Origin of the sequence: Azospirillum sp. Sh1 (assembly GCF_008365135.1) — a bacterium.
Classification (GTDB): Bacteria; Pseudomonadota; Alphaproteobacteria; order Azospirillales; family Azospirillaceae; genus Azospirillum; species Azospirillum oryzae.
Map to the genome: position 1 here is coordinate 20,562 of NZ_VTTK01000021.1, position 15,987 is coordinate 36,548.

Genomic DNA, 15,987 nt, shown 5'->3' on the forward strand with positions numbered 1-15,987 from the left:
GCCTTCCCCATCCGGGGGAGGCCGTCTTTTTCTTTTTACCATCCGTCTTGCAGATTGTACGGTTATCCCCATGATTCCCCTACGGGGATCAACGGAAGGGAGGCCGTACCGCCATGCATGTTGCAGCCGTATTGAAGCGCAAGGGCAACCGGATCGTCTCCGCCGCGCCGGGCGACAGCGTTGCCGCCGTCACCCGCCTGCTGACCGAGCACAGGATCGGCGCCGTGCTGGTGATGGATGACGACGGTCAGCCGGTCGGCATCCTGTCGGAACGCGACGTGGTGCGGGCCGTCGCCCGCGACGGCGCCGACGCGCTGGGCCGGCCGGCGGCCGACCTAATGACGCGGGAGTTGATCACCGGAACCCCCACCGACACCGTCGCCGACATGATGGCGGTGATGACCCAGCGGCGCATCCGTCATGTGCCCATCGTCGAGTCCGGCCAGGTGATCGGCGTCATCAGCATCGGCGACGTGGTGAAGGCCCGCATCGACGACGCCGAGTTGGAGGTCGAGTCGCTGCGTGGCTATGTCGCCGGCATGGGGTGAGGCGATCCACGCGGCCTGAAACGCGAAACGACCCGCCGGAGCGCCCCGGCGGGTCGTTTCATTTTGCTCGGGAAGAGCGGCGTCAGGCCGAATGCGACTGCGGGAAAGCCATCGCCGCCTGGGTGCGGTTCCGCACGCCCAGCGACTTGAAGATCGCCGTCATGTGGATCTTCACCGTCCCTTCGGACAGGCCCAGTTCATGGGCGATCTGCTTGTTCGACTTGCCTTCGCGCAGGCGGTCCAGCACCTCGCGCTGACGCTGGGTCAGCAACTGCTCCAGCTGCGGATCGGTCGGCGGGATCACCCCACCGGCACCGCGGTGGTCGGGCTCGGTCCCCTCGCGCAGGACCGTCGCCGGCACATAGACGCCGCCGGAGAAGATCAGGTCGAGCGCGCTCAGCATGATCTTAACGCTGGACGATTTCGGAATATAGCCGGCGGCGCCGTTCTCCAGCGCCTCCCGCACGTCGGCCTGTGCCTCCGACGCAGACACGACGACAACCTTCGCATTCGGCTGCCGCTCGCGCAGCATGCCGATGCCTGAGAAGCCGGGCCAGCCGGGCATGCGCAGGTCGGTCAGGACAAGGTCATAGGCCTCATCCTTCGACGCCGCCATATCCAGAAGCTCGTCGAAATTGCTAGCCTCCGCAAAGGTAGCATTATCGCGAAGCTGCTCAAGCAGACGGCGAAGACCTTCCCGGAACAGGACGTGATCATCACCGATCAGGATCTTCATCGCTCAAACTCCCGAACCATGCCTGCCCCTCCGAAAGACGCCCCAAGGGCTTGAGAAAAGGAGGGGGCTGTCGCCACCCGCATATTCCCTAGAATCCAAAGGATATAGCAGGCACCGGCCGAACGTAATCTCTATTGAGATGTAACACGCAGGGACGAGGACCGACAACCGGAAATTAACTTTTGTCACCGCTCCGATGGCCTAGCGGACAGAGGCGATACTTCCCGAGAGTGATATTTCTAAAGCGCTATGACAATTTTAGGTCAATGTGCGAATGCGTCGCTGGAGCTTGAAATATCTAAAAAAAGCGCCGGCCGGTGCCGATTGCGGGCACCGGACCGGCGTTGTAGTCGCGCACCCCCGGAGGACGATGGGACGCTGATCGACAGGTTTGTCAGAAGGCGGCCTCTTCCAGATCCATCAGCGGCTTGGCGCCGGCGGCGATGGTGATGAACAGGCTGTTGGTCTGCGGCAGCAACTTGGTCATATAGAAGCGGGCGGTCTTGATCTTGGCCTCATAGAAGGCGGCGTTGCCCTCCCCGGCCGCGAGATTGGCCTGCGCCTTCTCCACCATGGTCAGCCAGCTCCAACCCAGCGCCACCAGACCGAACAGGCGCAGGTAATCGCTGGCGGCGGCGCCGGCCTCCTCCGGATCCTTCAGGCCCTTCTGGGCGATCAGGGCGGTGGCCTGCTGCAGCTTGGCGAACGCCTTGGCCAGCGGCATCACGAACTCGCCCAACTCGTCCTTCTCCATCGCCGCCTCGATGTCGCGGCCGACGGGATGGAAGAAGTGGCGGAGCAGCCGGCCCATGTCCTGCGGCAGCTTGCGGCCGACGAGGTCGAGCGCCTGGATGCCGTTGGTGCCCTCATAGATCTGGCAGATGCGGGCATCGCGGACATACTGCTCGACGCCGGTCTCCCAGATGAAGCCATGGCCGCCATGGACCTGCACGGCGATGTTGGCCGAATCGAAGCCGATGTCGGTGAACAGCGCCTTGACGATCGGGGTCATCAGCTGGACGAACTCGTCGGCATCGCGGCGGGTGCGGGCGTCGGCGTGCTTTTCCGCCACGTCCAGGTGATAAGCGGTCAGTGCGCCCAGGGCGCGCGCACCCTCGGTGAAGGCACGGGCGGTCAGCAGGTTCTTGCGCACGTCCGGGTGGACGATGATCGGATCGGCCGGCTTGTCCGGCGCCTTCACCCCCGACAGCGACCGGCCCTGGAGCCGTTCGCGGGCGTAGTTGACGGCGTTCTGGTAGGACACCTCGGCCAGCCCCAGCCCCTGGATGCCCACGGCCAGACGGGCCGCGTTCATCATCACGAACATGGCGCGCATGCCCTTGTGCGGCTCGCCGACCAGCCAGCCGGTGGCGTCCTCGAAGTTCATGACGCAGGTCGACGACGCCTTGATGCCCATCTTGTGCTCGATGGAGCCGCAGGCGACGCCGTTGCGTGCCCCCGGCGTGCCGTCGGCGTTCGGCATGAACTTCGGCACCAGGAACAGGCTGATGCCGCGGGTCCCGGCCGGGGCGTCCGGCAAGCGGGCCAGCACCAGATGCAGGATGTTCTCGGTCAGGTCATGTTCGCCGGCCGAGATGAAGATCTTGGTGCCGGTGATCTTGTAGCCGCCCTGCGGATCCCCTTCCTCTGCCGGAACCGCCTTGGTGCGGATGATGCCGAGGTCGGTGCCGCAATGCGGCTCGGTCAGGCACATGGTGCCGGACCAGGTGCCGTCGACCAGCTTGGGCAGGAAACGCTGCTTCAGCTCGTCCGAGCCGTACATCGCCAGCGCGTTGTAGGCGCCGAGCGACAGGCCGGGATACATGCCGAAGCTGAGGTTGGCGGAGCAGATGAACTCCTCCAGCATGATGTTGACCAGCTTCGGCAGCCCCTGCCCGCCATAGGCCGGGTCGCAGGCCAGCCCCTGCCAGCCCGCCTCGATATAGGTGCTGTACGCTTCCTTGAAGCCCTTCGGCGTCCGGACCTCGCCATTCTCGAAATGGCAGCCTTCGCCGTCGCCGGACTGGTTCAGCGGGAACAGCACCTCCTCGCACAGCTTGGCGCCTTCCTCCAGCACCTGGCCGACGAGTTCCGGCGTGGCGTCCTCATAGCCCGGCAGGGCCGACAGCTTGTCCAGGCCGACGATCTCGTCCAGGACGAAGCGCACATCCTCAAGCGGAGCCTTGTAGATCGGCATCTCTCGTTCCTCCCCCCCTCAGTTCCGCAGCGGCTTGCCGGTGAGCAGCATGTGCTCGATCCGGTCGATGGTGCCGCCGGTGCGCACCAGACCCATGAACGCCTCGCGTTCCAGCCGCAGGACATGGTCCTCGCCGACCGGCTTGGAGATGTCGGCCTCCTCGCCGCCGCTCAGCACCTCGGCCAGCGCCGCGCAGACCACCTTGTCGTGCGGCGTGACCTTGCCCTGCAGGGCGAAGCCTTCCACCGCCAGTTCCATCGCCGCCTTGGCGCTGGAGCCGGGCAGGACGTAGGAGGTGGTCTTTTCCGGCGGGGTATAGTTCGCCGCCAGTTCCAGCGCCTTGGCCTTGGCGTCGGCCAGCAGGCGGTCGCGGTTCATGGTGATGCCGTCGGTGGCGCGGAAATACAGCAGCTCCTTGGCCTCGGCCGCCGACTTGGCGACGGTGGCGGTGCTGATGATCTCGAAGGCCTTGGCGATGCCGGGCATCGGCCCGCGCGGCGCCTTCGGGTTGGCCTGATGGCGGGCCAGCATCTCGGTGCAGCCGCCCCAGGCCGGGATCAGGCCGACGCCGACCTCGACGAGGCCGACATAAGTCTCGGCATGGGCCTGGACATGGTCGGAGTGCAGCAGGATTTCGCAACCGCCGCCCAATGCCATGCCGCTGGGCGCCGCCACCACCGGGAAGGGCGCGTATTTCAGCGCGCGGTAGGTGCGCTGGCCACCCTCCACCATCTCCTCGATCTGCGGCCACAAGCCGATGTTCAGCGCGAACAGGGCAAGACCCAGATTGGCGCCGACCGAGAAATTGTCGGCCTCGTTGTGGATGACCAGCGCCTTCCAGTCGCCCTTGCCATCGCCGATCAGGCGCATGGCCTTCTCGTAGGCGGCCATGATGTCGGCGTCGACCGCATTCATCTTGCTGGTGAACTCGACGCACAGCACGCCGTCGCCGATGTCCCACAGGCTGGCGGAGCCGTTCTTCCACACCGGCTTGCCGGCGGCGCGCTTGATGTCCGACAACAGCAGGACGCCCTCCGGACGCACCACCGTGTCATAGATGCCGGCGGTGGTCAGGTGCTGGAGCTTGCCGCCCTCAACCCGATAGAAGGGGCGGCCGGCAGCGGTCTCGACCAGGGCCGGGACCGGAATGCCTTCCGAGCGGCACAGCTCGGCGAACCATTCGGTGCCCAGCCGGTCGATCAGCTCGAACGGACCCTGCTTCCAGTTGTAGCCGAGGCGCATGCCTTCATCGACGGCGACGATGCTGTCGGCGATCTCCGGCACCAGGCTGGCGGCGTAGGCCAGCGTCTGGGCCAGGACGCGGCGGGCGAAATGGCCGCCCTTGTCCGGATGCTCGCACAGCTTGCGCAGGTCGCGGCCGGCGGCGGACACGCTGTCCAGCCGGGCCTTCTCCGACGGGGCGTATTCGCCGGTCTGCAGATCGACCGACTCCTTCACCTTGCCGCCGCCGGCCTTGTTGATGCGGTAGAAGCCGCCCTTGCCCTTGCGGCCGGTATAGCCCTCCGCGATCATCTTGGTGATGACCGGGTGTTCGCGCATCTGGCCGCGATAGGCGTCGTTGGCCGGCAGGGTCGCCGACATGCTCTTGGCGATGTGCGGCATCAGGTCCAGCCCGACGAGGTCCATCAGGCCGAAGACGCCGGTCTTGGGGATGCCCATCGGACGGCCGCCGACGGCGTCCGCCTCCTCGACCGTCAGCCCCAGATCGACCGCGGCATTGACCGCCGCCTGGATCCAGAAGACGCCGATGCGGTTGGCGATGAAGCCCGGCGTGTCCTTGCAGTGGACGACGCCCTTGCCCAGGCGGCGGTCGCAGACGTCGGCGATGTCCGCCAGCGCGTCGGCGCGGGTGTCGGCGCCACCGACGATCTCCAGCAGCCGCATGTAGCGGGGCGGGTTGAAGAAGTGGGTGATCAGGAAGTCGCGGCGGAACTGCTCGCTCTGCCCCTCCGTCAGCACCGCCAGCGGGATGGTCGAGGTGTTGGACGACACCACCGACCCCGCCTTGCGCACCGGATCGATGCGCTTGTAGAGGTCGGCCTTGATCGCCGGGTTCTCCACGATCGCCTCGACGATCCAGTCGACGTCGGCCAGCAGGTTCAGGTCATCCTCAAGGTTGCCGGGCGTGATCAGCTTGGCGTTCTTGGGATGCATGAAGGGGGCCGGATCGGTCTTCAGCATCTTCGCCACGGCACCCCTGGCGATGGCGCTGCGGTCGGCACCTTCCTTCGCAGGAATGTCGAGCAGGACGCAGGGGATGCCGGCGTTGGCGAAATGGGCGGCGATGCCGGCGCCCATCACGCCCGCACCGATCACGGCGGCGCGTTCGATCTTCATGGTGGTTTCCTCCCCGATCCCGTTCGTCAGACCGCTTCCAGGATGGTGGCGATGCCCTGGCCGCCGCCGATGCACTGGGTGGCCAGCGCGAACTGCTTGCCTTCGCGCTTCAGCAGGGCCGCGGCCTTGCCGGTGATGCGGGCGCCGGTGGCCCCCAGCGGGTGGCCGAGCGCCAGCGCGCCGCCGTCCGGGTTGATGCGGGACGGGTCGATGTCGAGATCGCGCATGCAGGCGATGGCCTGGGACGAGAAGGCCTCGTTGATCTCGATAATGTCGATGTCGTTGATCGACAGGCCGGCGCGGGCCAGCGCCTTGCGGGTGGCGGGAACCGGACCCAGCCCCATCAGTTCCGGCGCGCAGCCGGCGACGGCGACCGAACGGATCTTCGCCAGGATCGGCAGGCCGTTTGCCTTGGCATACTCCTCCGTCGTCACCAGAACGACCGAAGCGCCGTCGGTCAGCGGCGAGGAGGTCCCGGCGGTCACCGTGCCGTCGGCGATGAAGGCGGGCTTCAGGCCCGACAGCCCTTCCGCGGTGGTGCCGGGACGGATGCAGCCGTCCTTGTCGACCAGACCGGCCGGGGTCTGGATGCCGACGATCTCGTCAGCCATGCGGCCGGATCCTTGCGCCTCCGCCGCCTTGGCGTGGGAGGCGACGGCCAGCGCCTCCTGCTCGGCGCGGGAGATCGCGTACTTGCGGGCGACATTCTCCGCGGTGATGCCCATGGAGCAGTAGGCTTCGGGGTAGGAGGCCTTCAGCGCCGGGTTCGGCATCGGGTTGAAGCCCATGATCGGCACGCGGGTCATCGACTCGACGCCGCCGCAGATGAACACCTCGCCGGCGCCCATCTGGATGGCGCCCGCCGCCTGATGGATCGACTGCATCGAGGAGCCGCAATAGCGGTTGACCGTGGTGGCCGCCGCGGTCTGCGGCAGCTTGGCCAGGAAGGAGATGCTGCGGGCGACGTTCAGGCCCTGCTCGCCTTCGGGGAAGGAGCAGCCGACGATGACGTCCTCGATGTCGTCGGTCTTCAGGCCGGTGCGCTCCACCAGCGCCGCGATGACGCGGGCCAGCAGATCGTCGGGGCGGACCTTGGTCAGCTCGCCCTTGTGGGCGAAGGCGAAGGGCGAACGGGCATAACCGGCGATGACGACCGACTTCATGAGTGCTTCTCCTCCATGTCCTGCGTCTCCGTGATGCCGTTGCGGCGAAGATGCTCGGAGATCTGGGTGTCGATGGTGCACAGCTCCGCCAGCGTCTGTTTGACGTCGGCAAGCTGCTGTTCAAGCGCGGAAATCCGGCGGCGCGCGATCGTGCGCATGTAACGCATCTGTTCGATCTGGGCGTCGTCGGTGTCGTAGAGGTTCAGGAAATCCTTGATCTCGGCCAGGCTGAAGCCCAGCCGCTTGCCCCGGCAGATCAGCGCCAGCCGGGCGCGGTCGCGGTGGCCGTAGACGCGGGCGCCTCCAGGGGCGCTGCCGATCCGTTCCGGCGACAGCAGCCCTTCATCCTCGTAATGGCGGATGGTGCGGTGGGTCAGACCGAACTCCCCGGCCAATTCGCCGATGGCGAGGCGCGGTTCGGCGCCATGGCCGTCCGGCCTGCCGCCCTCCTCCGCCTCCATCGAACCGATGCTGACCGAAAGCCGATCCAAGCTGCCCGCTCCCTTTCCTGACGTTTACGTAAAGGTAAAGTCGATGCCGCTTGATGTCAACTGGCTTGTTGACCATGCGAACCAGTTTGGCGGACCGGCTGCCGCAAACTGTTTAGCCACGAACTGGTGCGGCGCGCCCGCGCAGTGACAGGATGCCACGCCCCGGCGCGGGTGGCGGCTATGGCAGGCTTTGCGGTGAGCGCGCGCATCCGTCCATTTCCCCTGTCGATATGGGGATGGAATGCGGCGCCGGACAGACGGCCACAAGGCCGCGGCAAATTTCAAGGTTTCGGGTAGATCGGGATAGGGTACGGGAGACAACCCATGTCGGCGCGCGCCATCGTATCGCTGGGCGTCTGGATACTGGCCATGGTGCTGATCGGCACGATGACCGTGGGCCTCGCACTGGCCTTCTACCTGCTGTTGACCCTGTGCTTCGCGCTGGTGGTCGCGGCCCTGACCCTGCTCGCCCGCCGGCGGGAGCACCACCGGGGGGAGCAGAGTTACCTTTAGGCTTCAGGTTTCAGGCCACGGCCATTTCACTCCGGCAGCACACGCAGCCGGGATGCGGCGGTGCGGGCGGACAGGTGGGGACGCTGCAGGTCCTGGACCTGGGCGCCGGGCACCGCGAAGTCGCCGGGGGTCACGGCGCGGACCAGGTAGACCAGCCGGAAGCGGGGAGCCGTCTTCGGCAGGTCGACCGCGGCGATGAAGCGGTCGTCGCGGAACTCGACATTGCGGACGGCCGACAGCTCGCCCAGCCAGGACAGCTTGCCGAGCTGGCCGCTGTTGGCGAGGCGGACATTCTCGATCTCGAAGCCGGCCGGCAGCGGGTCGCTGACCAGCACCGAATGGTCGAGCGGATCGCCAACCTCGCCCTCCAGGGTCACCACCAGCAGATCATTGTGGCGGATGCCGGCCGGATCGACCGGACGGCCGGCCATGTCGAACAGGCGGCGGCGGATGGTCATCCCCTGCTCCTCCGCGCCGGCCGGCTGGTCGGGCACGCCGGCGACCGACACGGTCTGCCGGATCTCGCCGCCGAGGTTGCGGATGGCGGGCGGGGCGGCCGGGTCGACGGGCAGGATCTGCGGCTTGGCGTTCTCCACCGTCTGGTCGCCGATGGCGAGCTTCATCGGCGCAGCCCGGTCGATCAGCGCCTTCGCGGCCAGCAGCAGCCAGGCCTGCTCCTGCGGGTTGGTGGTGCGGACGGCGGCGAAGGTCTTGGCCACCCGGTCGGCCGCCTGGAAGATGCGGTCGCGGTCCACCGCTCCGCTTTCCGCCATCAGCACCACCACGCCGGCCTCGTCGCGCAGGGAGGACCCCTGGTCGCGCAGGCTGGCGGTCACCATGCGGGCGCCGGTCAGCTTGGAGAAGGCCTCCGTGGCCCCCGGCTGGTCGCCCAGCACGGCGGTGGCGGCGGCGATCTGCGCCCGGCCGAAGTCGGTCTGCAGCCGGTCCCAGTAGTTCTCGCGGAAATAGCGCACGGCGCCGGCGTCGATCATCTTCGCCCGCGCCAGCACATAGAGCGCATAGGCGCGGCCCGGCAGGTCGGCGGTCTCGACCCAGGCATTGTCGATGGCCTGCTTCAGCCAGTCCAGACCCTTGCGATAGGGCTGGTCGGGGATACGGTAGCCCGCAGCCTTGGCCCGGCCCAGCACATCGACCGCGTAGGCGGTCAGCCAGGGATCGAGGTCGCCCTTCGGCGACCAGGCGGCGAAGGCGCCGTCGTTGCGCTGGAAGGTCAGCAGCCGGTCGACGCTGCGCTGGACGCGGGCCTTGATGCGGTCCTCCGACGCGATGCCGAGGCCGGCCGCAATGTCGCTCATCGACAGCAGCGGCAGGATCCGGCTGGCGGTCTGCTCCGCCCCGCCCGCCGCCGTGCGGTCGAGCGCGAAGAGAAGACCCGCCACGTCGAGGTCCGGCAGGGGCGCGACGACCGCTCCGACCGACAGCGTTTCCGGCCGCAGGCCGGCGGTGATGTCGGCGGGGATGGTCAGGCTCTTGTCGGTCGGCAATGCCGCGGTGTTGCGGCGCGACACCGGCTGGGTTGCCGGGCGGACGGTCACGTCCCAGCGGCGGGTGACGCGGACGCCCTCCGGACCGGTGACGTCGAGCGTGACATGGCCCGATCCGACCGCGGTGGCGGTCAGCACCCGGCCGGCGGTCGCCCGCTTGCCGCGCGCCAGCTTCGGAACGGCCAGCTCATTGCCGGACTCCGGCTGGACGATAGCGACGGCGCCCTCCGCGGTCAGGGTCATGGTGTAATCGCCGGACGGGCCATTCAGGTTGTCGAGCGACAGCAGGACCTGCGCCGAGTCGCCGGGGGCGAGGAAGCGCGGCAGTACGGCGTCGGCGACGACCGGGTCCCGCACCAGCATCTGGCTTTCGGCATGGCCGATCCGCCCCTCGCTCCAGGCGACCGCCATCAGGCGCAGGCGCCCCTGGAAGTCGGGCAGGTCGAAGGGAACGGAGACCTTGCCGTCGGCCCCGACGGTCTGGATGCCGGAATAGAGCGAGACCACCCGTTCCGACTTGGGCGGCACCAGCCCGGAGATCTGGCGCAGGCGCGGTGTCGGCTGGGCCGGCGGACGGGCGGCGTCCAGGCTGGCCGGGTCGATCAGGCGGCCATAGGAGTCGCGCAGTTCCACCCTGAGCGGACGCTTGCGCAGATAATGGCGGGCCGGATCGGGCGACGGCTGGTCGGTCAGCTGCATCACCGATTCGTCGACGGCGGCCAGGGTGACGAAGGCCTGCTTGCCCTCCGCGACGCCGTCCACCGTGATGTCGGCGGTCATGGCGCGGCGGGGTTCCGTCTCCGCCGGGGCGGAGAGGCGGACGTCGAGGGTCCGCGGGGCCTTGTCCATCGCCAGCCACGCGAGGCCGACGGCACGGCGCGGCGGCTTCTTCGACTGCGGGTCGGAGGTGGCGAAGGCGGTCGCCAGCACATGGGCGCCGCTGGTCCAGCCCTGCCCGACCGGGATTTCCAGGAAAGCGCCCTTCGTGCCGATGGCGCGGGTGACGGCATAGGAGACGCCGCGGTCGGCCACGGCGACCAGAACCTGACTGTCATAGGGCGGCTTGACGAAGACCCAGGCGCTTTCCCCGGCGCGGTAGGCCGGCATCATCACCGAGACGTCGACGGAGTCGGGCCGCTCGCCGGCGGTCGGGGTCATCCACCAGCCGGCGGCGAAGCGGAAGCTGCTGGCGACGCCGGTCTTGGGATCGAACACCTCCAGACGATAGCGCCCGGCGGTCACCGGGGTTTCGACCGGGACGGGCGCGCCGGCTTGGGCCGACAGCGAACCGCCGGTCACCCGCTGGTCCTTCACCGTGACCTTGTAGTCCCAGCGGCCGTTGGCCTCGTACCAGGAATAATCATACTCCTCCTCGAACAGCTCGTAGGAGAGGTCGGCGTGGTCGGTCGGCTTGCCGTCCGGGCCGACGGCGATGACGTCGAAGCCGGCGGTCGCCCCCTCCGGCACCCCGTCGCCCTCGAAGCGCGGCTTGATGCCGATGGCGAAGGACTGGTGGCGCACCGGCAGCACGAAGTCGCGGCCGACCGGGCGGCCGCCGAGGTCGAACAGGGTGGCGCGCACCACCGCCTCCAGCGGGCGGGTGCTGTCGGGCGGACGCGGCAGCTTGACCTTCAGACGGGCCGAGCCGTTGGAATCGGTGATGAAGCCCGGCAGATCGGCGCGGGCCGGCTTCACGTCCTCCTGCACCAGACCGAAATGATAGCCCGGCAGGTTGGGATAGGGGTTGGCGGCGGCACGCAGCGTCACCGTCAGCTCGCCCGGCAGGCCGGAAGCCGGCGCGCCATAGAGATAGTGGCTGTCGAGCGCGATGTCGGCCTCGCCGTCGGACGCCAGCACCGTCGTCGGGGAGGCGAGCGCCACGTCCAGCCGCGGCGGCACGAAATCCTCCAGCAGGAACTCGGCCCTGCCGATGGCCGGGCCGTCCGGCTCAGCATGGGCGGTGACGATCCAGTTGCCGGGATAGGCGTTCATCGGCAGGTCGATGCGCGTGGCATAGCCGCCGGCCCCGCTGTCGGTCAGGCCGCGCCGCTCCACTTCGAAGCCGTCGGGGCGCAGGACGCGGATGGTCAGCTGCTTGCCGGCGGGCGGCGGGTTCAGGTCGGCGTCGCGCAGCAGCGCGGTCAGCTGCACCGTCTCGCCCGGCCGGTAGATGCCGCGCTCGGTGTAGAGATAGGCATCCAGTCCCCCGGCGGCCGGGCGGACAACGGTGGCGGCGGGCTTGTCCGGCGTGTCGGCCGGCGGAGCGCCACCGGCGGTCAGGTCGAGAACGGCGAAGTCGCCGTCGCCGCGCGCGGCGAACAGCGCCTGCACCGGCTCCGTCCCGGCGGCGCGCAGGGCCGCGAGGTCGAAGCGGCCCAGCCCATCCTCCCCGGTCTGGACGCGGCCCAGCTCGGTGCCGTTGCGGGCGACCAGACGCAGTTCCACCCCGGCGGCCGGCGCGGCGCTCTGGACCGAGCGGGCGAAGACCACCAGCGAATCCTCGCCGAGGATGGTGTTGAGGCCGAGGTCGGAGACGACGAACCACTGGGTCGCCTTGCGGTCCCAGCCGCCCGGCTTGATCTCGTCCGCGCCGGCGACGGCGACATAGACGCCGGGCTCCAGCTTGCCCAGGACGGCGTCGATCGGGAAGGCGGTGGTGACGGTGCGGTTCGGCTGGTTGCCGATGCCGATCTCGCCGCGCCACACCTCCTGCCCCGACTTGTCCAGGATCTCGCCGATGTCGTAGTCGGTCATCTGCTGGGTGATGCGGCCGAAATAGATCTTCTCGACCAGCGCCCGGTCGGCGATGCGCAGCACCTGCAGCTTCGCCCGGTCCAGGTTGATCGAGCGCAGCGGCAGGCCGTCCGCCCCCACGCGCGGCAGGATGTAGCCGGCGCCGCGGAAGGCGAGCGAGGGCTTGCGGTTGGGCACCTGCACTTCGCGGGTGTCGGCGGCCGGCAGCCGCTTGCCGTCGGCGCCCGGAAGCCCGTCCTTCAGCGTGACGCGGTAGGTCTCGCCATGGTGCAGCCCCTCCACGCAAAGCGTGCGGTCGCGGGCGATGGCGGCGCCGTCCACCGCCGGCTCCACCGCCACGAAGTCCCGGTAGTTGACGGCGCGTGAGCGCTCCAGCCGGTCGGTGAAGGTGAAGCAGGCCTGCGGCGTATCACGCTCCGCCACCACCTCGACGCTGGAGACGCCGAAGGGCACCGGCTCGGCCGGCGGGTCGGCGGCGAGGGTCTGGGAGGCGGTGAACGTGCCGGAGCACGCGACAAGAACGGCACAGACACGCGCCAGCGCACGCAACATTCTGGACAGGCCCCAATTCCGCGGGTGGGTCCGGAAGCACGCGGCCGGGGACAGCCCTGGCGTCGGCTCGGACCTGGACAAAACCGGCGCGGAGTATGCCCAAGCGGCGGGGGTTTCGCCATGGCTTTGCGGCACCGCCGCGAAGATCGCTCAGGTTGCGGGCCGGATCGGCAACGGACAGGTGGATCAGCCGGCGAATTCCAGGGTGATCTGGCTGCCCTGGCCGGGCCGGCTGTCGACGCGAAGGCTGCCGCCATGCGCCTCGATCAGCGACTTGACGATGGGCAGGCCGAGACCGGTGCCGCGGCCGGGATGGGTGGTGAGGGCGGAGGTCTGGCCGAAGGGAATGGAGGCTTGGCGCAGCTCCTCCGCCGTCATGCCGATGCCGTTGTCGGTGACGCGGACGATGCAGCGGCCATGGACCCCGCGTCCGACGCTGACCAGCACGCGCCCATTCTCCGGGGTGAATTTCAGGGCGTTGCCCAGCAGGTTCAGCAGCATCTGCTTCAGCGCCCGCTCGTCCGCCCGCACCAGGGTCGGGGCCGGCGGGCGGTTGAACTCCAGCCGGATCGACTTCTGTTCCGCCTGGGGGGTGACGATGCGGATGGCCCATTCGGCGGCGACGGCGGGGTCGACATCCTCCATCAGCAGGGCGAACTTGCCGGCCTGGAGCCGCGACAGATCGAGGATGTCGTCGATCAGCGTCAGCAGATGCTGGCCGGAGGCATGGATGTCGCCGGCATAGTCGGCATAACGGTCGCCGGCATCGGGCCCGAACATCCGGTCCTTGATGATCTCGGAAAAGCCGATGATGGCATTCAGCGGCGTCCGCAGTTCGTGGCTGACGCGGGCCAGGAAATCGCGGTTGACCGCCAGCGCCTCCGCCAGCCGTTCGGCATTGCGGTGCTGGACCAGCAGCAGGGCGGCGACCAGCAGGACCGAGACGCTGAGCAGGGCGGCGATGATCCGCATCTGTCCGCGGAAGCCGGCGACCGCGGCCTCCAGGTCGGTCACGGCGATGCCGACGACAAGGATCAGCGGATAGCCCTCCACCGGCCGGTAGGCGTAGGCGCGCCGAAGTCCGTCGGCGATGCTGTCCTGCCAGAAGATGCCGGTCGGCGACCGCCGCGCCGACTCCCACAGGGCCGAGGCGGAGCCGTCGACGCCGACCGCGTCGCGCCCGTCCTTGGAGCCCCGGGCGCGGATGATCCTGTCCAGCCCGATCAGGGTCACCACCCCGTTCTGGCCGACATCGGCCTGCCGGTAGAAGCCGGACAGGTAATCCGGATCGATGTTGGCGACAACCACCCCTGCGAAGCCGCCCGCCGCATCCTCCAGCCGGCGGGAAAGCCACAGCAGCGGCCGGCCGGTCGCCGATCCGGCGAAAGGCGTACCGACGTTCATCAGCCCCCGCCCCTCCCCCCGGTGGAAGGCGAGCAGGCCGTCATTGTCCAGCCTGTCGGACGGACCGATTGTTCCGCTGCGGAAGAGTTGGGCGCCGTCGGGGCCGAAGACCGAGACATGATGGATCAGGGCGGTGTCATAGAGCCCGTCGTCGACGATGCGGCGGGCACGGGCCAACCCGCCATCGGCATAGCGCTCGGCGAAGGAGCGGAGCGTGGTGTCGACATCGTGCAGGGTGCGGCTGGTGCTGCTTTCATAGGCGCGGGCCGTCGCCTCGGCATTCGCCAGCGCGTCCCGCGTCTGGGTTTCCAGCATGGATGCGGCCATCACGACATAGCCGCCCCACACCCCGGCAATCGCCAGGGCGGCGGCCGTCAGGACGCAGGTCCGGAAGGACGGCGTCCTGACGGCCGGGAACCGAAGGATCGGGAGACGTGGCATGACCTGCGCTCCGCCGTTCCACCGCTCCCCCGCCGGTTCACTGCAGCGGGCGACGGCCGGCCGGGGAAGGACCAATCATCGCACCGACAGGTTAAAACTTGCCAAACATCCCGATAATCAGCACAGGCAACTTTACTGTACGCAACGCATTATTCGCTTACGAAGCGTTTCCGCAGCCGGTCGATGGCCTCGTCGAGCACTTCATCGCGCTTGGAGAAACAGAATCGCACGACGTTGGTCGGCGCATTCTCCACGAAAAAGGCGCTGACGGGGATGGCGGCCACCTTCGCCTCGGCCACCAGCCAGCGGCAGAAGGCCTGATCGTCGCCGTCGAAGCCGAAGCGGGAAATGTCGGCGGCGACGAAATAGGTGCCGGCGCTGGGCAGCACGTCGAACCCGACCGAGGCGAGACCGGCCGACAGCCGATCGCGCTTCGCCTGCAGCCCGGCGGCGAGCCCGGTGAAATAGCCCTCCTCCTTGCCCAGCCCGAAGGCGACGGCGGCCTGGAGGTTCGGCGGGGTGGTAAAGGTCAGGAACTGGTGCGCCTTCGCCACCGGCTGCAGCAGATGCGGGGCGGCGGTGACGTAGCCGACCTTCCAGCCGGTCAGCGAAAAGGTCTTGCCGGCCGAGCCGATCTTCAGGCAGCGGTCGCGCATGCCCGGCAGGGTCATCAGCGGGATGTGGCGGCGGCCGTCGAAGACGATGTGCTCGTAAACCTCGTCGCAGACGGCCAGCGCGTCGTGGCGCTGCACGAACTCGGCGATCAGTTCCAGCTCCGCCCGGTCGAACACCTTGGCCGCCGGGTTCAGCGGGTCGTTGATGAGGACCAGCTTGGTGCGCGGCGAGAAGGCGGCCTCCAGGTCGGCACAGCTGAAGCTCCAGTCCGGCGCCTTCAGCGAGACGAAGCGCGGTACGCCGCCGGCCAGCCGGACGATCGGCAGGTAACTGTCGTACATGGGCTGGAACAGCACCACCTCGTCGCCCGGATTGATCAGGCCGAGCAGGCAGGCGGTCAGCGCCTCGGTCGCGCCGGAGGTGACCATCGTCTCGGTCTTCCAGTCGACGTCGAGGCCGTAGAAGCGGCCGGCGTGGGCGGCCAGCGCCTGCCGCAGGTCGGGGGTACCCATCATCGACGGATACTGGTTCCACCCGTTGAGCAGCGCGTCGGCCGCGGTCTGCAGCACGTCGGCCGGCCCACGGTCGTCGGGGAACCCCTGGCCCAGGTTGATCGCGCCATGCTCCTCCGACAAACGGGACATGACCTCGAATATGGTGGTGCCATAGCTGGACAGCAGCGCGTTGCCCGACTTCACCGGAAGACCTCC

10 protein-coding genes are annotated in these 15,987 nt (G+C 68.6%); 2 read left to right on the forward strand and 8 right to left on the reverse strand.

Annotated elements, in window-relative coordinates; genetic code table 11:
* Nucleotides 1-113 precede the first annotated feature (113 nt).
* The gene (locus FZ029_RS20085) at nt 114-548 is read left to right on the forward strand and encodes a CBS domain-containing protein (RefSeq protein ID WP_149271344.1); all 435 of its coding nucleotides are present in this window, start codon (nt 114-116) and stop codon (nt 546-548) included.
* 82 nt (nt 549-630) lie between these two features.
* Here the strand turns inward: FZ029_RS20085 and FZ029_RS20090 are convergent, their stop codons facing one another.
* From FZ029_RS20090 to FZ029_RS20110, 5 genes are all read right to left on the reverse strand, one after another.
* Nucleotides 631-1,284 carry a response regulator transcription factor gene (locus FZ029_RS20090; RefSeq protein WP_109155972.1) on the reverse strand — a complete coding sequence of 218 codons (654 nt, stop codon included), beginning with the start codon at nt 1,282-1,284 and terminating at the stop codon, nt 631-633.
* Between the two features lie 394 nt (nt 1,285-1,678).
* Nucleotides 1,679-3,481: an acyl-CoA dehydrogenase C-terminal domain-containing protein gene (locus tag FZ029_RS20095; RefSeq protein WP_149271346.1), complete on the reverse strand. Its 1,803-nt coding sequence runs from the start codon at nt 3,479-3,481 to the stop codon at nt 1,679-1,681.
* Between the two features lie 18 nt (nt 3,482-3,499).
* A complete protein-coding gene (locus FZ029_RS20100; protein ID WP_149271348.1) occupies nt 3,500-5,839 on the reverse strand; it encodes a 3-hydroxyacyl-CoA dehydrogenase/enoyl-CoA hydratase family protein in 2,340 nt (779 codons plus the stop codon).
* Nucleotides 5,840-5,865: 26 nt separating this feature from the next.
* Entirely contained in the window at nt 5,866-7,002 is a 1,137-nt protein-coding gene (locus FZ029_RS20105) for a thiolase family protein (RefSeq protein ID WP_149271350.1), read from the reverse strand.
* Nucleotides 6,999-7,463 carry a MerR family DNA-binding transcriptional regulator gene (locus FZ029_RS20110; RefSeq protein ID WP_188051992.1) on the reverse strand — a complete coding sequence of 155 codons (465 nt, stop codon included), beginning with the start codon at nt 7,461-7,463 and terminating at the stop codon, nt 6,999-7,001. Before FZ029_RS20110 ends, FZ029_RS20105 begins: the two co-directional genes overlap by 4 nt.
* A gap of 354 nt (nt 7,464-7,817) precedes the next feature.
* Here FZ029_RS20110 and FZ029_RS20115 point away from each other — a divergent pair, with 354 nt between their 5' ends.
* Nucleotides 7,818-8,006, forward strand: coding sequence for a hypothetical protein (locus FZ029_RS20115; protein ID WP_149199137.1), 189 nt, complete (start codon nt 7,818-7,820; stop codon nt 8,004-8,006).
* Between the two features lie 26 nt (nt 8,007-8,032).
* On the opposite strand, the gene FZ029_RS20120 is transcribed toward FZ029_RS20115, so the two are convergent.
* The 3 genes from FZ029_RS20120 to FZ029_RS20130 form a co-directional block, all read right to left on the reverse strand.
* Nucleotides 8,033-12,817: an alpha-2-macroglobulin gene (locus FZ029_RS20120; protein WP_247892412.1), complete on the reverse strand. Its 4,785-nt coding sequence runs from the start codon at nt 12,815-12,817 to the stop codon at nt 8,033-8,035.
* A gap of 186 nt (nt 12,818-13,003) precedes the next feature.
* On the reverse strand, nt 13,004-14,662 hold the full coding sequence (locus FZ029_RS20125; protein ID WP_149271356.1) for an ATP-binding protein: 1,659 nt from the start codon (nt 14,660-14,662) through the stop codon (nt 13,004-13,006).
* A gap of 149 nt (nt 14,663-14,811) precedes the next feature.
* The gene (locus tag FZ029_RS20130; RefSeq protein ID WP_149271358.1) at nt 14,812-15,975 is read right to left on the reverse strand and encodes an aminotransferase; all 1,164 of its coding nucleotides are present in this window, start codon (nt 15,973-15,975) and stop codon (nt 14,812-14,814) included.
* Nucleotides 15,976-15,987 lie beyond the last annotated feature (12 nt).